Below are 20263 nucleotides of genomic sequence, written 5' to 3' on the forward strand. Positions count from 1 at the left end.
AAGAATGACTACTTTAACATTAAGACTAAATAAAGAGGAAGAACAGATTTTTAATTCTATTTCTGGCTTATACGGTGGTAAACTATCTACTACTATTAAGCAACTTGCACTTGAGAAGATTGAGGATGAGTATGATCTTCAACTTATAAAAGATTTTGAAAGTCGTGAGGAGAAAGGTGAAGTAACTCTAATAGAGTTTGATGATTTAAAGAAAGAGTTTGATTTATAATGTACAAAATTGTTTTTGATGAAGCGATAAAAAAAGATTTAAAGAAATTAGATAAACAAACTTTAAAGATTTTATTTAATTGGATTGAAAAAAATTTGAGTAATACGGATGATCCACGCAGTAAGGGAAAAGCTCTAGTAGGCAATAAGAAAGGTTATTGGAGATATAGAATAGGGGATTATCGGTTAATAACAAGAATAGAAGATGATAGACTTATTATAATCGCTATTAATTATAAACATCGAAGAGAAGTTTATAATTAAGTGTGATTTTGTAAAAAAATGGATAAGTTGTAGGAGGAATTTTAATGAAAATAGCGGTTATGGCTGGAACACCAATTGATTCGAAATTAGGTGCGGAGTTATTGAATTCATATGGTTATGATGATGTAGTATTAGTACCGATTTCTAATAATCCAGTAGAGCAAACTATGTTCCAAGCATTGGAAGATGAAGAACGTGAAAATATTATTGTAAAAATTATTGAAGAACTAAAAGAGAAAAATTATGAGGCGATTTTTGTGTATTGTAACTCACTTAGTTCGGTAGTCGATTTTGATAGATTGGCAGAAAAAATGAATATTTCTATTATAACTCCTATGCAGATGTATAGAAATCTAGGTCTTGAGTATAAGTATCTAGCTGTTATGGCAGCGAACTCTCATGGTCTTACAGGTGTTGAGAATAATCTTTATGTCTCGAATCCGCGTCTATGTGTACTTGGATTATCGATGTTAGAGCTTGTTAAGGCGATTGAAGAAGGTAATAAACCTGAACAAATAGTGGAAGATTTCAACTTCAAGACACTGTTTAATTATTTCGAACAAACTAAAGTAGAAGCTGTTGTACTAGGATGTACACATTTTCCGTATATAAAAAAAGAGCTAGAAAAAATTACAAAACTCCCAATTATAGATGTTGGAGTATTTATGATTAATAGTATGGAGAAAAGATAAAATAAAAAAATGAAGTAATTCTATATAATTAATTAGAATTACTTCATTTTAATATTAAAATTTACTTTCTGCTTTTTCATATGCATTATAAAATATTGGTGCATTTATATTGTATTGTTTTCCAGTATCGTATAGGCATTTACAGACGAATAATAAATCTTTTGTATTGTTATGCAGTGTCATAATCTTTCTAGTAAGAATATTAGTCGCAAACATTCGTTTCATTATTGGTGCAGAAACAAATATTGGAAGTTTATACCCCCAAAGTTCATTTCTATAGTGTTTTAAGTTCACACCACGTGCTTTTATAATCTTAGAAGTTTCTCGTATTGCACAAACTGCTTCAGCTAAAAGTTTAGATGAAGACATAAGATTTTCCGCAGCCGCAGTAGGAACATCCATATCTGCATATTTTGCAGCGATAGATACTACACCAGCATTAATAGCCATATGTAACCAAATCCACTCAAGCATATCATATGGTGTTTCTAACTTAATGTTACAACTTTCAAATAGCGATACTAGCTTATCATAATTATTTATTTTAGAATTTTCTTTTTTCTCTAGTAGAAAATGATCAAAAATACAACATGTAAGAGTAGTATCTACAATATTACCACCAGCTACAGGATAACCAAGAATATATTCTCTACCTTGCATTACTTTTTCAAGATACTTTTTATCTTCCCAAATACCACAACATAGTATAATAGTTCCTTTGATATTGTTAGAGTTTAAAGTTTCGATAACACTTTCAATATTTCCTGCTGGCATACTAATAAAAATAAAATCATAGTTATCTTTTGTGTGAGTATTTACTTTATAAGTATCAGTATAGTGATCCCCTTTTTTATTATTTCTACCATCTAGCATATCAACATTTAATTTTGTTATATTAATTTTTTTACTGCTTTTTCTAATATAATGTTCTATATTATGACCAGCTTTACTAAATAAATAGCTATATGTAGTTCCAATAGTTCCAAGTCCAATAGTTAGTATATCCATAAACCCACCTCACAAAATAATTATAATTATTATACTATAGATAAATTATTTTATCTATAACTGAAAAAGTATTGTAAGAAAATAAACTACATGTTAGAATAAGTTTACGTATTTTTTGAGTAGAGGAGAGATATTATGCCGATTGGGGTTATAATTAATACCATCTCAATATTTCTAGGTGGTATAGCAGGAGCAGTGTTGGGAGATAAATTACCTGAAAAGTATAAAGAACAGTTGAATATGATATTCGGGCTTTGTTCGATGGGGATGGGAATAGCGTCGATTGGGCTAATGAAATATATGCCAGCGGTAATATTCGCGATTATTATAGGGACATTGATAGGATTGTTTTTTAACCTTGGCGATCTAGTTTATAGAGCTTGTCAAAAAATGCAAAAATTAATGGTAAAAGTCGTACCGAAACCTAATACTTCTATGTCGGAAACGGAATTTTTAGCTACATTAATTACTGTGATAGTGCTGTTTTGTTCTAGTGGAATGGGAATATACGGAAGTCTTAGTGAAGGAATAACAGGAGATCCTAGTTTACTTATTACGAAGTCTATTCTAGATTTCTTTACGGCTGCCATTTTTGCTTGTAATCTTGGCTATATCGTTTCACTAATAGCGGTACCTCAATTTATTATTTTTACGTTTTTATTTTTATCAGCAGGATTGATAGTTCCGCTTACGACGCCTGATATGATTAATGACTTTAAAGCTTGTGGTGGTTTCTTAATGGTTGCTGCAGGATTTAGAATATTGAAACTTAAGATGTTTCCAGTAGTAGATATGGTACCTGCAATGATACTAGTTATGCCATTTAGTTGGCTTTGGGTCAATGTAATTTTACATTTATTATAGAATTTTATAAAAAATAAAGCTAGTTAGAAAGTTTTCTGACTAGCTTTTTGTGTATTTTTTATTTTCCCTCTAAATATCTTTCATTTCTTTCTTTTGCTTGTTCGAGGATACTATTGTATTCTTCTACCATATCTTCTGTGTATTCTCCAGTAGAAAGATCGCAATCTAGAGAATATAGGACTTTTTCCACTCTCTCAAAAACATCTTCAAGTGTAAATTTTTTATTAAGAAGATTTTCTAGAGTTTCCATACAATCTGGATTGATTTTAGGGTATTTGTATCTTACTTCTTGATTATCAATTCCAATTTCATAGAAGTCTTTCATGATGTTTGCTCGTTTTTGTTGGTCCCCGAAAATACTCATGTAGATTGATACTACTACCGCTTCTTTAATCTTTCTTTGAGCAATTCCTGCAAATTTCTTTCCGTTTATGCTTAGGTCGTAATCCCCTGGACAGTATGAATTTGCAATTTCTACCGCTTCTATTTTATCAGCACCTTCAGGAAAGATTGCTTTTATAAATTCTGTCATTAATTCATAGCCTTCATTAATAGAAAAGTTTTCTTTAGGTTTATTCATCACGATTGATAAGTTTAGAATTCCTTTATCAGAAATTATTCCAAGGCCTCCGATATTTCTCACGGCTGGAATTATATTATTTCTATAGAATGCAAATAGTGCTTGTTCAAAGAATGGTACGCGTGTATCTGGTGCACCGATTATTGCAGAGTTTGGTAATGTATATAAATGTAATATACAATCATCGCTATTAGATACTGTGCGTAAGAACATTTCATCAGTAGCAATAGGGATTAAGGGATTTACAATATTTAAAGTTTTATAAACATTGAATTTTCTATTTCGAATAAGATCTAGCATAGCTACTCCTTTAACATGTCGATAATATTTTATATTTTAAAAATTAATACTTTATAATTATAAGTTATGCGATTAATTTATGCAAGGTCTTAATTATTTATACGATTTAAAAAAGTACAACTCAAAAATTTCTTTTCGAGTTGTACTATAAATATTATAAGTTAAGTTTGTAATCTTCTGGTTTAATAATTGGTATAATCTTTGTAAATAATTTTACGAAGAAGAAACCAGAAACTACTGGAATTACTACGAAGACAATCGCAGCTTTTAGTATTTCTAATGCACTACCATCTGTAGTGGAAAGGTGTGCTAATGGTCCTACTAATCCACTGAATCCAAATCCTGCACTCATTGGAGTTCCTTGGATGTTTAGAATAGCAGCGAACACCCCTGAGACAGCTGCGCTACAAAGAACTGGTAACATGATTTTTGGTTTAGCAAAAATATTTGCCATAGATATCTTCGGTGAACCGATAAAGTGTGCGAAACAAACTCCTTTAGAGTTAACAGCCCAACCTGCGATTGCTAGAGTAAATCCACATGCACAGATTCCAAGGTTCGCAGCACCTGAGGCAATACCTTCTATATTAATCGCTAGAGCAACTCCAACTGACGTAATAGGTGAAACTACAAGACAAGCGAAGATTATAGCAATTAGAATAGTAAGGATAATAGGTTGTAAAGTTAGTAGATGTTTAATTCCATCTCCTAGAATTTTTGTTACTCCTGAGAAGAATGGAAGAGTATACCTACCGATTCCACCGATAATAACTAATGTAAGTGGTGGTAGTATAATTACTGCATAGTTTTTAGCTTTATCTCCAATTAGTAGTATAAAAGCTGTAGCTAGTGCAGCTGTGAAAATCATCGTTACGATATCTCCAGAACCTTTCAGCATTAAACCTGCTTTATCCGGAGTAGGTATTATAGAACCACCAGCAAATAATGTAGCTAATCCGATTGAAACACTCTGTACAGGTGTGAATTTAAAGAATAATCCGATTATTATTCCAGAGGCTAATCCTATCATGGCATTGGAAATTGTTATTGATAATGATAAAAACGCAAGTGATGGGTATAGCTTTCCTATATATTTTAGTAATTCACCAAGTAAGGCACCAGGTACCAAACAAAGGACAGTTCCTAAGGCGATACCGTTAAGTACGTTCATGGTGAAATTTTTTGTTGTAATTTTTTCTTTCATAAACATTATCTCCTTATATGTAATCGTAACCTAAAAAGGTTACTAATTATTATAGCGTAAATATTTAATTTTGTATATTAATGTAAACTGATTTTCAAAGAGAGATTATAAAAAAACGGGCTTAAAAAATAAGCCAGTTTAAATATTTTTATAATGCTGTAAAAGCAGCAGTAAATCCAAAAATAATTCCTGGTGAATTGGCGATAATTATTGGCCAATCACGCTTTTCTCCTAATAGGCCATAAAGTACCCAAAGTGTGCAGTTTATTCCTGCAACGAATGGTTGTAAAAAATCACCTTTATGTCCGTGTATATTTCCTGTAATTTGTGGTATATATGATACATACATTAACATTGCTGTGAAAGTTGCTACCCAACTAAGTATTTTAAAAAATTTTTTGTTCATACTTGTTTTTCTCCTTTCAAAGTATTTTAGTATACTAACATAATATAAAAAATATTTCAAGCTAATTACTGTATTAATAATATTGAGAAGGATACATTTACTTTGTTAAATAATAATTAATTTTAACTAGTATTAAGTGCTTTTTAAGTATAGATTGTATAGTTAGATGAATTAGTGTATAATCTAAATAAAAAAGGAGTTTGATTTACGTGAAAGTATTAAGAAAACTATTAGCTCTGTTAATAGTATTAGCTCTTTTTGGTGGTGGGATAACGTATGCCTTAACGCCAGGAGAAAGTATAAAAAATTCAGAAAAACTAGTAAATGTGAAAGCTTCAACTACATTAGAAGATTTGAATGGGGACTTCCTTTCTAATATTAGTTTTGCCAATTCAAAAGTATCTACGTCATTAAAAATTGATAATGATACATTTTTATCAATCTTTAAAAATGCAGTTGAGAAAGATTCAGAATTACTAAATGGAAGTTATAAATTAGTTGGAAATCATATTGAAGCGAAGTTACCGGTTAAACTAGGACTTTGGGATACGATGATTAACACGAAAGTTAAAGTAGTAGGTGCGAATAACACTGTAGATTTAGTATTAGAAGATGCTAAGATTGGTAAAGTACCTATTCCTGATTTTGCTTTGGAAAAATATTTAAAAGAAGCACTAACAGGCACTGGGGTTGGAGTAAGTGGAAATACAATTAAGATTAAATCACTAGATGTTCCAGTCATGATAGATAATGTGGAAGTTTCAGGAGGAAATGTTAATGTGACTGCATCTCTAACACAGAAACAAATCTTACAATATGGTTCTGAAGCAATTAAGAATTATTTTAGAGGATAAAAAATATATTAAGACTTTGGAAAAACGATTTGTATGTATGAGAAGATTATAATATATTGTTATTAATTTAAATGTATGCTATACTAAGAATAACTCAGAATAGTAATCGCATTCCCACTGGAGAGCGAGTGCTATTCTTTTTTTATTGAATATTGTTTACTAAATTTAAAGTAATCTACTTTAATATAACTTTTTAAATAAATTAAAATGAAAGTTGATTATAGGTGTAAAAACATATTTAAACCTAAAAAAAGTAATAAAGTAAATTATTAGGGAAATGTTTTCAGAAAATTTTAAATTAAATTCACATAAAATGCTTGAAAGTTTATTCTTAATGTAATATAATAAACATATCGTAAATAAAGACAAGACGACTGTGTGGAGTTTTAGAGAGAAACTGGTTGGTGAAAAGTTTTATAGAAACATAGGAGTTATCACTTTATTGTGTAATAATTTTAATAGAACAAACAAGCGCTCTTGGTAAGAGTTAAAAGAGGTGGTACCGTGGATACATTTCGCCCTCTATAACTTTTACTAAGAGTTTTTTATTTTGAAAGGAGATAAAATGGTAGAATTAAAAGATACATTATTAATGCCAAATACGAAGTTTCCAATGCGTGGGAATCTTCCAAATAAAGAGCCTCAATTCCTACAACGCTGGGAAGAAATGGACTTATACAACAAAATTTTAGAAAAAAATGCTGGGAAACCTTCATATGTACTTCACGATGGACCTCCATATGCGAATGGTAACATCCACATTGGACACGCGTTAAACAAAATCTTAAAAGACTTTATCGTTAAATATAAAAACATGAATGGTTTTGTTTCACCATACGTTCCAGGTTGGGATACTCACGGTCTTCCAATCGAGCAAGTATTAGTAAACAATGGTGTTGATAGAAAATCTATGCCTGCTAACAAATTCAGAAATAAATGTAAAGATTATGCTTTAAAACAAGTTGATAAACAACGCGCTGACTTCAAAAAACTTGGAGTACTAGGAGATTGGGATAACCCATACTTAACTCTTGATCCAAAATTCGAGGCTGAACAAATCCGTGTATTTGGTAAAATGGTAGACAAAGGATATATCTACAAAGGATTAAAACCTATTTACTGGTCACCATCTTCAGAGTCTGCTTTAGCTGAAGCTGAAATCGAGTACCACGACCACACTTCACCATCTATCTATGTTGCATTCGACTTAGTTAGTGAAAATGGTGCAGTTGAAAAAGGAACTAAGTTTGTTATTTGGACAACTACTCCTTGGACATTACCTGCGAACTTAGGTATCGCTGTTCACCCAGACTTCGAATACCAAGTTGTCAAATACAATGGAGAAAGCTACTTAGTAGCTAAAGAAAGAGTGGCGTTCTTAGCTGAAAAATTTGGTTGGGAAAACTACGAAACAGGTGAAGTATTAGTAGGTAAAGATTTAGAATACTTACTATGTCAACACCCATTCTTAGATAGAACATCTACATTAATCTTAGCTGATTATGTAACACTTGATTCAGGGACTGGTTTAGTTCATACAGCTCCTGGACACGGGGTTGATGACTATCTTGTTGGTCAATTACAATACAAACTTGGAGTATTATCACCAGTTGATAACCAAGGTGTTCTTACAGAAGAAGCTGGGCAATTCGCTGGTAAATTCGTATTCGATGCGAACAAAGACATTATTGCTCACTTAGATGAAACTGGAGCATTATTAAAACAAGAAGACATTACTCACTCATACCCACATGACTGGAGAAGTAAAAAACCAATTATCTTCAGAGCTACACCTCAATGGTTCTGTTCTGTTGATGCATTCCGTTCTGAATTATTAGAAGCTGTAGACAACACTAAATTCTACAGTGAATGGGGTAAACCAAGATTATATAACATGATCCGTGACCGTGGTGACTGGGTAATTAGTCGTCAACGTGTATGGGGTGTGCCAATTCCAGTATTCTACGCTGAAAACGGAGAAGCAATCCTTGATATCGAGTTAATCGAACACGTAGCGAAAATCTTCGAAGAAGAAGGATCTAACGTTTGGTTCTACAAAGATGCTAAAGAATTATTACCAGAAGGATATACTCACCCAGGAAGTCCAAACGGTGAATTCACTAAAGAAATGGACATCATGGACGTATGGTTCGACTCTGGAACATCTCACCAAGGATGCTGTGCAATCCGTGAAGACTTAACTTACCCAGCTGACTTATACCTAGAAGGAAGTGACCAATACCGTGGATGGTTTAACTCTTCACTTATCACTTCTGTAGCGGTATCTGGAGTAGCTCCATATAAAGAGTTAGTATCTGCTGGATTCGTTATGGATGGTAATGGTAACAAAATGAGTAAATCATTAGGAAACGTTATTTCTCCTAACGATGTAGGTAAAGAACTAGGTGCTGAAATTATCCGTCTATGGTCTGCAAGTGTTGACTACACTCAAGACGTTCGTATCTCTAAAGATATCTTAAAACAAGTATCTGAAACATACAGAAAAATCAGAAATACTTTCCGTTTCTTATTAGGTAACTTATACAACGGAAGCTTCAATAACAAAACTGATTTAGTTGCGTATGAAAACCTTGAAGAACTAGATAAATACATGGTTCTTAAATTCGAAAAAGTTGTAGCAAAAGTATTAGATTACTATGAAAACTACCAATTCAACAGTATTACTACTGAACTAATCAACTTCTTTAACGTTGAATTATCTTCATTCTACCTTGACTACGGTAAAGATATCCTTTACATCGAAGGTGAAGATTCTCACAAACGTCAAAGTATGTTAACAGTTCTTTACACAGTATTAAGTAAATCTGTTAGATTACTTGCTCCAATTCTTTCATTCACAGCTGAAGAAGTATACGACAATATGCCATACGAAGATGCTGAGTCTGTTCACTTAACTGACTTCCCAGCTAGAAATGTAATCGAAGACGCTGCTTTAGAAGCTAAATGGGATAAACTTCTAGAAGTTCGTGATGATGTGAATAAAGCATTAGAAGAAAGCCGTAATGAAAAAGTTATCGGTAAATCACTAGAAGCTGCTGTTGAAGTATACAGTAACGATGCAGAAGTAGTGGAGTTATTAAACTCTGTTGCTAACTTAAACCAATTCTTCATCGTAAGTAAAGTAGCTGTTAAAGATAACGATGGTGTAGCTTATGATCTTGCTACTGTTAAAGTAACTAAAGCTGAAGGACACCGTTGTGAACGTTGTTGGAACATCGTTGATGAAGTAAACGAAGAAGGTTTATGCCCACGTTGTGCTAGCATTTTAAACAAATAATAAGAATAACTTACAAATAGAACTTAGGTTAAATTTAATCTAAGTTCTATTTTTTTATTATAAGTCCAAAAAAATGGACAGATAGCTTGTTATAATTAAATCACAAAACGAAGAGGAGATTTAAAATGGAAAAAGATTATATTACAATAACAGGGATGCAACATTATTTTGGAACAACAGTTTTTAAAGTAGGGGATGTTATAAGTTGTGAGAAAGAGTTTGACAATGATTATGACGAAGAAGCTATAAAAGTTATGATGAAAACTTTTGGCAAAGTTGGTTATGTAGGAAATTCTTGCAGAACTGTAGCAAAAGGTACGAAAAGTGCAGGTAGAATCTATGATAAAGTAGGAGATAAATTCTTTGTTAAAGTATGTTTTGTTACTAGTGGTTCTGTAATTGCCGAAGTACTAAAAAGAGATGAAAATAATCATAAAAATGATAGAAAAATTCGTAAATAGTTGTTATTATATACATAAGTGTATATAAGGAGCAAAATTTATGGAAAAAGGAAGATATCAAAAATTAAAGCTATTGTACTTATTAGAAATATTGAGAGACTTTAGCGATGAAAATACTTATTTAAGTGTAAAAGAATTAACTTCTTTACTCTTGAAAAAAGAAATAGTTGTTGAGAGAAAAACTCTATATAAGGATATAGAATTACTACAAGATTATGGATTTAATATCGTAGTTGAAAAGAGTGGCCGTGAAAATACCTATGCATTAGTAGAGAGAGAATTTGAGCTTGCTGAGGTGAAAATGTTAATCGATGTTATACAGGCTAGTAAGTTTCTAACAGCGAAAAAATCTCGCGATCTAATTTTAAAACTTAAGAAATTAGCTAGTAAAAAACAAGCACAAAAAATACAAAGACAGGTATATTCTTTCGAAGAGAATAAATATATCAATGAAAATATTTATTATAATGTTGATGCGATTCACAATGCGATTGCAGAAAATAAGCAAATTGATTTTAATTATTGGCAGTGGAATCATAAGAAGCAGATGATAGATAGAAAAGATGGTGAAGTTTATAATGTAAGTCCATTTGCTCTAGTCTGGAATGATGAGAATTATTATATGGTTGCTTATGATGCTAAGATAGATTTAATTAAAAATTATCGTGTTGATAAGATGAGAAATGTTGTGATTGCTGAAAGTGATAGAGTAGGTCATGACAAGTTCCAAAAAGAAGATATTTCTAGCTATTCAAAGAAGATCTTCGGTATGTATGGTGGAACGTTAGAAAAGGTGACTTTAGAGTTTAAAGAATCGTTAATTGGAGCAATCGTCGATAGATTCGGTAAAGATATTATTATTCATAAAAAGGATGATGTTTATCAAACTTCTGTAGAAGTTATGTGTAGTAGTCATTTCTTAGGTTGGATTTTCTCTTTAGGTAGTGATATTGAAATATTAGCACCTCAAAATGTACGAGAATTGTATGTGGAGAAAGTGGAGGTGTTATTAAAGAAATACAGATAAACGAGAAGGATGAATGAGAATGGATAAAAATATTGTTTTGTTAGATATCGTAGAAACAGACGTAACGAAAGTTGTTTCTGTTTCATTAAAAAGAATAAATTTAACTGATAGATTCGAAGTCATAGAAGATAAAAATTTTCATCGAAAGATGGAATCTAGGGAATATTTGTTCGATTTAGAGGATACTCTAGAAAGTTATTTTAAGAATATACCATCAGAAATAGATGTTAAAGTTTTTGTTTGGTATAAGGAGAAGAAAGAATTAATAGATAAATATTTTTCTTTTCTTAGTGATTATAAATTTGAATTTATTCAATCTAAACTTATAAAAGTAGGATTAACAAATGGTAATAATCCTGTTAAATATTCTATGAAAAAAGTATTGAAGCTATTTGAAATTGAGTATGATAAAAATAACTTGGGCGTTCCTAGATATGCAGTAGATATATTTTATCAAATTTTCGAAAGACTTGTAGTTTATTTTGAACGTAGAAGTGAAGTTAGTGCTTTTTGTAAGATGGAGAGCGGTTTGATACATGAAGTATCCTGTAGAACATTGAAAAAATCTACTAATAAACCTTCTTTAGATTGGGTGGACTTTATTTGGGGAGATTATCGTTTTTGTAAACATTGTTGTAGTTTTGAAATTAAGGGACCTTTTTATAAAAATATGACCAACAATCAATTGAAAAATGAAGGTATATTTTTAAAGAATATTAAAATTATTAATGATGGTGGCGACTCTTGTAACGAGGATAAACTATCTCGAGAATTGTTATTGGACGAGGATAGTACAAATAAAGATTATGTAATAGATGATACTTTGAAAGAGATAAACGATATTATAAGTAGTAAAAAAACAGAATATGTTGCTTTACCTAATGGTGAAAGAATAGAAATTTTTAGAGCGAATGATATGTTGAACTATAGTGTTAGAAAACTAATGGAGAAGCAAAAAACAGAGACTTCACCCTTAAAAAACAATGCTATTAACTATCAAATTTTACTATATAAAATAGGTGAAATTGGTGAAAATAAAGTACTAGATGAGCTGAAGTATAGTTTTTATCCTATGCACATTTTTAAAGATATCTCTATTAATATTGGTGAATTTCAGTGCCAGATTGACTTTGTTATATTAACTAAGAAAGCTATGTATTTAATTGAATGTAAAAATACTAAGTTTAATGTTAAAATTGATAAAACAGGGAGTTTTTATCTTATAAACGAAGGTAAGAAGAATAGAACTTTTAGTGTTTTAAATCAAATTGAACGACAAAAAATGATTTTAGAACAACTAGATTTGGGAGTAGAAATTAAAGAGATGCATCCTATAGTAGTTTATGCGAATGAGGAAACTGGAATAGAAATAGAAGACAAGGATGCATTAAGAGGTATTGATGTAATTAATCTAGATCGTTTAAATAGTCTCATTAGAGAAAAAGAAAAAGATTTAAAAGAAATATATACTGAGGAAGAAATTGAGAAGATAAAGAATAGTTTAATTAATCCTGATATAAAAAATAATGATTATATAGAAGAGGATACAGTGAAATGGGAAGAGTACGAACTTAGATTATTATTAGAAAAAAATATCAATGAGAAAAAAGCATTAGAAAAAATTGCTGAGAAAAATGTATTAAAGAATGTAAAAAGTGAATTCAATGGTTCAAAAATATCGATATCTGAATTCAAAGATGTATTGAAAAAGTATCTGGAGAGAAAATCTGAAAAATTAGGAGTTACTTCATCTTCTCTAATGACTGAGGTTATGAGAGATGAGATATTAGAGAAAATGCCAACGACGGTTAACCAATTATCTAAATTGTTGGTCAGCAATAGCATTTATTTCCATAAAATTTCGAATGATTTATTGGCGATGATTAATAATGTTAAAACTGTAATGATTTAAATAATAATAATAATAATAATAATATGCGGATAGAATGGCTTTAAAATGAGATTATTATATAATCAAATTTTAGAGTCTATTCTATTATTTTTTACTTTAAAATCAAAAAATATATAAATTCATTTAGCTTTATTAGTTGAATAAATAACGTAGTTAATATCAACTTAAAATCGTGTTATTGTGGTTGCTTTAAAGATAAATGAATGTTATAATTAAGAGATGAATTATAATATGATTATAAAATCATTTAATAGAAAAATATGTCGGAAGGAAAATATTAATGGCTATTTTAGGAAAAATATTTGATGCTAACAGAAGAGAAGTAAAAAGCTTATCAAAATTAGCTGATAAAGTATTAGCTAAAGATGAAGAATATTCTAGTCTTAGCGATGAACAATTAATAAATAAAACTGAAGAATTTAAAGCTCATATCCAAGAACAAAAAGAAAAAGGAAAAGCTACACCTGAGATATTAGATAAAATTTTAGTAGATGCATTTGCTGCAGCTCGTGAAGGAGCATTTCGTTCACTAGGAATGAAACCATATAAGGTTCAAATCATGGGTGGTATCGCACTTCACCGTGGGGATATCGCAGAGATGAGAACAGGGGAAGGTAAAACTCTTACTGCGACAATGCCAGTATATTTAAACGCATTAGCAGGTGAAGGTGTACACGTTGTTACAGTTAACGAATACTTATCTCAACGTGACGCGCAAGAGATGGGAGTTTTCTATAACTACATGGGACTTTCTGTAGGTCTAAACTTAAACTCTTTAAACTCTGAAGAGAAAAGAGCAGCATATAATGCTGATATTACATACTCAACTAACAATGAGTTAGGGTTTGACTATTTAAGAGACAACATGGTTAAAACAGTTGAAGCACGTGTTCAACGTCCATTAAACTATGCTGTAATCGATGAGGTTGACTCAGTTCTTATCGATGAAGCTCGTACACCACTTATTATCTCTGGAGAAGGTCAAGAATCAACTTCATTATACCAAGTTGCGAATGCTTTCGTTAAAACATTGAAAAAAGCAGAAAAAGAAGATGGTAGTGATGGAGATTATACATTAGATATTAAAACTAAATCTATTCAACTTTCTGAAAATGGTATTGATAAAGCAGAAAGTTACTTTGGTTTAAAAAATCTATATGATCTAAAAAATGTTGATTTGACGCACCATATTAATCAAGCATTAAAAGCTAACTATACAATGGCACTAGATGTTGACTACGTAGTTGCTGAAGATGGAGAAATCTTAATCGTTGACCAATTTACAGGTCGTACAATGCCTGGTCGTCGTTTCTCTGAAGGTTTACACCAAGCTATTGAAGCTAAAGAAGGTGTTCCAATCCAAAAAGAAAGTAAAACAATGGCGACTATTACATTCCAAAACTTCTTCAGAATGTATAAAAAACTTAGTGGTATGACAGGTACTGGTAAAACAGAGGAAGAAGAATTTAGAAATATTTATAACATGTTTGTAACTACAATTCCTACGAACAGACCAATCCAAAGGATTGATGAACCAGACTTCATTTACTCAAATATGGAAGCTAAATTTAATGCAGTAGCGCAAGAAGTTAAAGAACGTTATGATAAAGGACAACCAGTTCTTTTAGGTACAGTTTCTATTGAAACTAGTGAATTAGTATCTAAATTACTATATAAATATGGTGTTCCTCATAAAGTACTTAATGCTAAGCAAAATGAAAGTGAAGCTGAAATTATTAAACAAGCTGGACAACGAGGTTCAGTAACTATCGCGACTAACATGGCTGGTCGTGGTACGGATATCAAACTTGGAGAAGGTGTTCGTGAATTAGGTGGTCTTGCCGTTATCGGTACAGAACGTCACGAATCACGTCGTATAGATAATCAGCTACGTGGTCGTTCAGGACGTCAAGGGGATCCAGGTTACAGTAGATTCTATCTATCTTTAGAAGATGAACTTATGGTTCGTTTTGGAGCTGATAGATTACAAAAAATCATGGGGAAAGATGTAGATACACCACTTGAAAGTAGGATGGTAAGTAGATCGGTCGAAAGTGCTCAAAAACGTGTTGAAGGTAATAACTATGATTCACGTAAACAAGTACTTCAATATGATGATGTATTACGTAAACAACGTGAAATCATGTATGCTGAAAGAAATGAAGTATTAGAGAACGAAGTTGTTACTGATATTATCCAAGATATGATTGGTGATGCAGTAGATAAGACTATGGCTTACATTATAGAAAATATGGAAGCTCATAGTGAAAAAGAAGAAACGGAAGAAATCATTAAATCACTTAATGAGAAATTCTTAGGGCAAAAACCTATTACAGAGAGTGAATATTCAGAAGTTATGTCTGATGATGAAATTCGCGAACTTGTATTACATAGAATTAACTTAGAATTAGCTGAAAAACGTGAATTACTTGGTGATGAAACAATGAATTCATTTGAGAGATATATTCTTCTTAACGCTATTGATGATAGATGGACTGATCACATTGACCAAATGGATCAACTTAGAAAAGGGATTTTCCTTCGTTCTTATGGACAAATTGATCCACTTCGTGAATATAAAAATGAAGGGCATGAAATGTTCGAATACATGATAGATGATATTCAAGTTGAGGTTGTGACTAACTTAATGCGTATCAGAGTGGAACGCCACGAAGAAATCGAAATGAAACAAGAGCCAACAAACCTTGTTACTAACGATAGTAAAGAGCATATTGCTCGTGGCCCAATTAAGAGTACGTCTCGTGAAGAGAAAAAAGCTCGTATCGAAGAACGTAAACAACGTATTAAAGAGTTAAAAGCTCAAAAAGAAAAAGAAGCTAATTAGTAGTTAATTGAAAGAAGGAGACTTAAAAGCAAGTTTCCTTCTTTTAATGGCTTTTATAATATATTATAAGGAGGTAAGTATTATGAATGACATAGAGAAACTAAAAGAAATAATAGAGTTGAATGATAATATTGTCTTTTTTGGTGGAGCGGGTGTTTCAACTGAATCTGATATTCCAGATTTTCGAAGTGCGAATGGAGTGTTTAATGTTAAATTGAATCGTCACTTTACACCTGAACAACTCGTTTCTAGAACTATGTTTGTAAAATATCCTGTAGATTTCTTTGATTTTTACAAAAAACATTTAGTTTATCCTGAGGCTAAACCGAATAGAGCTCATTTTTATTTAGCAGACTTGGAAAAGCAAGGGAAACTTAAAGCAGTAATTACACAAAATATTGATACTTTACATGAACAAGCGGGTAGTAAAAATGTTCTTAAACTTCATGGAAGTGTAGATGCAAATTATTGTACTAAGTGTAAAAGTTTTTACAACTTAGAAGATTTCTTAGCTAAAAATGAAAAAATACCGAGCTGTGATAAATGTGATGGAGTAATAAAACCATATGTTACTTTATATGAAGAGGAATTAGATATGACGGTATTTAATGCTGCAATTAGCTTTATAGAAAGAGCTGATGTACTGATTATCGGTGGTACTTCATTAAGTGTTTATCCAGCAGCTAACCTACTACATTATTTTAGAGGAAAGTATTTGGTTGTTATTAACAAAACGTCTACTCCTCAGGATAATATGGCGGATCTAGTAATTAATGGCAAAATCGGAGAAGTATTTTCAAAATTAGAAGAAGGGTTAGGTGATGTGTAGATGTATTTATTTAGAAAATTAGCTTGGTTCATGAAGCTAGAAAAAAGGCGTTACATTATTGGGATAATTGCCCTTGTCTTGGTAAGTATTTTCAACTTAATTCCACCCAAAGTTATTGGGACTGTTATTGATAAAATTGAGGCTGGAAATTTAACTAATGGTGAGTTATTCTTAAATGTCGGTTATCTTGTATTAGCTGCACTTGCAATGTACGCACTTCGCTATGTTTGGCGTGTTTATATTTTTGGAGCGGCATATAACTTAGGAAGAATCTTAAGGTCAAGATTATTTGAACACTTTACTAAGATGTCTCCATCGTTCTTCCAAAAATATCGTACGGGTGACTTAATGGCGCATGCAACGAATGATATAAACTCAGTAGCAATGGTTGCTGGTGGAGGAGTAATGTCGGCTGTTGATGCGAGTATTACAGCTTTAGTGACATTATTTACGATGATATTTTTAATTGATTTCAAGTTAACTCTAATAGCTATTATTCCTTTACCATTTTTAGCGTATGCTACTAATTATATTGGTGATAAAAACTATGAGAGTTTTGAAGCGGCACAAGAGTCGTTTTCTGATTTGAATAATAAGGTTCAAGAAAGTGCCTCTGGGATAAAGGTTACTAAATCATTCGGTTATGGTAGTGATGAAATTAAGAGTTTTAGAGAAGTAAATAACAAAGTATTTGGTAAGAATGTTATAGCTGCTAAGTATAACTCATTATTTGATCCAATGGTATTAATCTTCGTTGGATTATCTTACACACTTACTCTTGTCTTCGGTGGTATTTTTATCTCAAATGGTGATTTATCGGTTGGGGAATTAGTTACTTTCGTGACTTATCTTGATATGTTAGTATGGCCGCTTCAAGCCATTGGTTGGTTATACAATATATCACAACGTGGGGAAGTATCTTATAAACGTATTGAGAGTTTATTAGCGGAAGCTAATGAGGTAAATACTAACTTAGATAGTAATATCAAAGCTGAAAATGGTAGACTTGAATATAATATCAACAACTTTGAATTTGAAGAAGGTAAGAGTATTCTAAGAGATATTAAGTTCGCTATTGAAAAAGGTCAAACACTTGGTATCGTAGGTGTTACTGGAACAGGTAAAACTACATTATTAAGGCTATTATTAAGAGAATTTAATATTAAATCTGGTAATATCATGCTTAACAATAAAGACATTGCTGAATATAGTATTAGTGAGCTTAGAAAACTTATCGGATATGTACCACAAGATCAAGTACTATTTGCTATGTCTATTAAAGAGAATATCCGTTTTGCTAATCCCTTAATTGATGATAAACAAGTAGAAGAAATTACGAAAATTTGCGGTTTGTATGATGATATTATGGGTATGCCGGAGAAGTTTGATACGATTGTTGGTGAGAAAGGTGTTAGTCTTTCTGGTGGTCAAAAACAACGTTTAGCAATGAGTCGTGCTTTGATTATTAATCCTGAGATTTTAATCCTTGATGATTCATTATCTGCAGTTGATGCTAAGACTGAACATGTGATTTTAGAGAACTTAAAAGAACAACGTAGTGGTCAAACTAATATTATTACTGCACATAGACTATCTGCGGTGGTGGAAGCTGATTTAATAATTGTTTTAGGTGATAACACGATTATTGAAAAAGGAACTCATGATGAACTTATTGCTAATAACGGTTGGTATAAAGAGACTTATGAGAGTCAACAGATGGAAGAAAGCTTGAAAGGAGGAAATGAAGATGTCAAAAAGTAAGGCGTTTTTTAGATTAATGCGCTATATGTTGCGTTATAAAGGCTTATCGATTTTAGCACTATTATTTATATTAATGACTTCGATAGTTGCAACAGCAATTCCTCTATTAGCTCAATATTATATTGATAATTTTATTACAAAAAATATTGCTAAAGCTGGATTATATATATTAATAATTTATTTTGGATTGTTTATCCTAAGAGTTGTGTTTACATTTTTAGGAGAGTATTACTTTGCAAAAGTAGCACACAGTATAGTTAGAGATTTACGAAATGATAGTTTTGCTAACTTGCAAAAGTTAGGAATGTCTTACTTCGATAAGACTCCTGTCGGTTCTGTAGTATCGAGATTAACTAATGATACACAGGCTGTTGCGGATATGTTTGGAACAATTTTCTCAAGTTTCCTAAATACTATACTTATGTTTGTAGTAACACTTTCTGCGATGATTGCTCTAAGCTGGCAATTAACGATATACATGATACTATTTATTCCTATAATGGTCGGTTCGGTATATTTATACCAGAAGCTTTCTAGTAGATTAGTAGAAATTTCTCGTGCGAAAATTAGTGAAATGAATACTAAGTTATCTGAATCAATTGAAGGTATGAAGATTATCCAAGCATTTAATCAGGAACAACGTCTAATTGATGAATTTGGAGAGGTTAATAATGAACATCTTCATTATTACACTAAATCATTAAAAGTTGATAGTTTATTATTAAGACCAGCTATGGCATTATTTAAAGTATTAGCATATGGTGTTATCGTAATGTATTTTGGACTAAGTTTTGAAAGTGCTGGGTTTACAGCTGGGATAATCTATGCGTTTATTCAATATACGAATCAGCTGTTCAATCCATTAATTGAACTAATGCAAAATTTCTCAATTCTTCAAACCTCTATAATTTCTGCAGGTCGTGTTTTCACACTTATAGACAATGAAGAATATGAGCCAGAGCAAAAAGAAAGTGACTATAAAATATCACGAGGTGATATCGAATTCAAAAATGTTAGTTTCTCTTACGATGGTAAACGAGATGTTCTTAAAAATATTTCGTTTAGCGTCAAAAATGGAGAAAGTATAGCATTTGTTGGAGCTACTGGTTCTGGTAAATCTTCTATTATGAATTTATTCTTACGATTCTATGATTATGATAGAGGAGAAATTCTAATTGATGGTGTTAATATTAAAGACTATAGTTCTAAAGAATTAAGAAATAGTGTAGGACTGGTACTTCAAGACCCATTCTTATATCACGGAACGATAGAGTCTAATATTAAGATGTATAATGAAAGTTTAACAAGAGAAGATGTTATTGAAGCGGCGAAATTTGTTGATGCGCATAATTTTATCGATAAATTAGAAGATAAGTATGATAGTGTAGTTACAGAAAGAGGTTCAACATTCTCATCTGGAGAAAGACAACTGTTAACATTTGCTAGAACTATAGCAAGTAAGCCGAAGATACTTATTCTTGATGAAGCTACTGCAAATATCGACTCTGAAACAGAAGAGTTGATTCAAAATTCTCTTGAGAAAATGAGAAAAGGTAGAACTACAATAGCGATTGCTCATAGATTATCTACGATTCAAGATTCTAACTGTATCTATGTACTAGATAAAGGTGAAATTATTGAATCTGGAACGCATGATGAGTTAATAGCATTACAAGGTAATTATTACAAAATGTACCAACTTCAAGCAGGTATGTTAAATAAATAGATTT

17 protein-coding genes are annotated in these 20263 nt (G+C 31.4%); 13 read left to right on the plus strand and 4 right to left on the minus strand.

What is annotated here, in order from left to right; genetic code table 11:
* The first annotated feature begins 4 nt into the window (after positions 1–4).
* The 3 genes from relB to ACWOBP_RS00880 are packed head-to-tail and all read left to right on the plus strand — an operon-like array spanning position 5 to position 1184.
* A complete protein-coding gene (gene relB, locus ACWOBP_RS00870; protein ID WP_003144945.1) occupies positions 5–229 on the plus strand; it encodes a type II toxin-antitoxin system RelB family antitoxin in 225 nt (74 codons plus the stop codon).
* Positions 229–492, plus strand: coding sequence for a type II toxin-antitoxin system RelE family toxin (locus ACWOBP_RS00875; protein WP_455337053.1), 264 nt, complete (start codon positions 229–231; stop codon positions 490–492). Before relB ends, ACWOBP_RS00875 begins: the two co-directional genes overlap by 1 nt.
* Before the next feature lie 44 nt (positions 493–536).
* On the plus strand, positions 537–1184 hold the full coding sequence (locus tag ACWOBP_RS00880; protein WP_455337054.1) for a glutamate racemase: 648 nt from the start codon (positions 537–539) through the stop codon (positions 1182–1184).
* Positions 1185–1238: 54 nt separating this feature from the next.
* Here ACWOBP_RS00880 and ACWOBP_RS00885 read toward each other — a convergent pair whose 3' ends face one another.
* A complete protein-coding gene (locus ACWOBP_RS00885) occupies positions 1239–2192 on the minus strand; it encodes a ketopantoate reductase family protein (RefSeq protein ID WP_455337055.1) in 954 nt (317 codons plus the stop codon).
* Between the two features lie 135 nt (positions 2193–2327).
* On the opposite strand from ACWOBP_RS00885, the gene ACWOBP_RS00890 reads away from it, so the two are divergent.
* A complete protein-coding gene (locus ACWOBP_RS00890; protein WP_455337056.1) occupies positions 2328–3056 on the plus strand; it encodes a DUF554 domain-containing protein in 729 nt (242 codons plus the stop codon).
* Positions 3057–3114: 58 nt separating this feature from the next.
* Here the strand turns inward: ACWOBP_RS00890 and ACWOBP_RS00895 are convergent, their stop codons facing one another.
* From ACWOBP_RS00895 to ACWOBP_RS00905, 3 genes are all read right to left on the minus strand, one after another.
* Positions 3115–3936 (minus strand): lipoate--protein ligase family protein, encoded by an 822-nt coding sequence (locus ACWOBP_RS00895; protein ID WP_455337057.1) that lies wholly within the window; start codon positions 3934–3936, stop codon positions 3115–3117.
* A 154-nt stretch (positions 3937–4090) separates the two neighbouring features.
* Positions 4091–5140, minus strand: a complete 1050-nt coding sequence (locus tag ACWOBP_RS00900; protein WP_455337058.1) for a PTS transporter subunit IIC — start codon at positions 5138–5140, stop codon at positions 4091–4093.
* A 148-nt stretch (positions 5141–5288) separates the two neighbouring features.
* Entirely contained in the window at positions 5289–5546 is a 258-nt protein-coding gene (locus ACWOBP_RS00905; RefSeq protein WP_455337059.1) for a SemiSWEET family transporter, read from the minus strand.
* Between the two features lie 209 nt (positions 5547–5755).
* Here ACWOBP_RS00905 and ACWOBP_RS00910 point away from each other — a divergent pair, with 209 nt between their 5' ends.
* From ACWOBP_RS00910 to ACWOBP_RS00950, 9 genes are all read left to right on the plus strand, one after another.
* The gene (locus ACWOBP_RS00910; protein ID WP_455337060.1) at positions 5756–6400 is read left to right on the plus strand and encodes a hypothetical protein; all 645 of its coding nucleotides are present in this window, start codon (positions 5756–5758) and stop codon (positions 6398–6400) included.
* Positions 6401–6965: 565 nt separating this feature from the next.
* Entirely contained in the window at positions 6966–9698 is a 2733-nt protein-coding gene (gene ileS, locus ACWOBP_RS00915; protein ID WP_455337061.1) for an isoleucine--tRNA ligase, read from the plus strand.
* Positions 9699–9823: 125 nt separating this feature from the next.
* The gene (locus ACWOBP_RS00920; RefSeq protein WP_294681905.1) at positions 9824–10159 is read left to right on the plus strand and encodes an HIRAN domain-containing protein; all 336 of its coding nucleotides are present in this window, start codon (positions 9824–9826) and stop codon (positions 10157–10159) included.
* Positions 10160–10199: 40 nt separating this feature from the next.
* Positions 10200–11186 (plus strand): helix-turn-helix transcriptional regulator, encoded by a 987-nt coding sequence (locus ACWOBP_RS00925; RefSeq protein ID WP_455337062.1) that lies wholly within the window; start codon positions 10200–10202, stop codon positions 11184–11186.
* 19 nt (positions 11187–11205) lie between these two features.
* Positions 11206–13098, plus strand: a complete 1893-nt coding sequence (locus ACWOBP_RS00930) for a nuclease-related domain-containing protein (RefSeq protein ID WP_455337063.1) — start codon at positions 11206–11208, stop codon at positions 13096–13098.
* A 280-nt stretch (positions 13099–13378) separates the two neighbouring features.
* Positions 13379–15943, plus strand: a complete 2565-nt coding sequence (gene secA / locus ACWOBP_RS00935) for a preprotein translocase subunit SecA (protein ID WP_455337064.1) — start codon at positions 13379–13381, stop codon at positions 15941–15943.
* An 82-nt stretch (positions 15944–16025) separates the two neighbouring features.
* A complete protein-coding gene (locus tag ACWOBP_RS00940; protein ID WP_455337065.1) occupies positions 16026–16772 on the plus strand; it encodes an NAD-dependent protein deacylase in 747 nt (248 codons plus the stop codon).
* Positions 16773–18533, plus strand: a complete 1761-nt coding sequence (locus tag ACWOBP_RS00945; protein ID WP_455337066.1) for an ABC transporter ATP-binding protein — start codon at positions 16773–16775, stop codon at positions 18531–18533.
* The gene (locus ACWOBP_RS00950) at positions 18520–20259 is read left to right on the plus strand and encodes an ABC transporter ATP-binding protein (RefSeq protein WP_455337067.1); all 1740 of its coding nucleotides are present in this window, start codon (positions 18520–18522) and stop codon (positions 20257–20259) included. Before ACWOBP_RS00945 ends, ACWOBP_RS00950 begins: the two co-directional genes overlap by 14 nt.
* The last annotated feature ends 4 nt before the right edge of the window (positions 20260–20263 follow it).

This window comes from Gemella parahaemolysans, assembly GCF_053758945.1.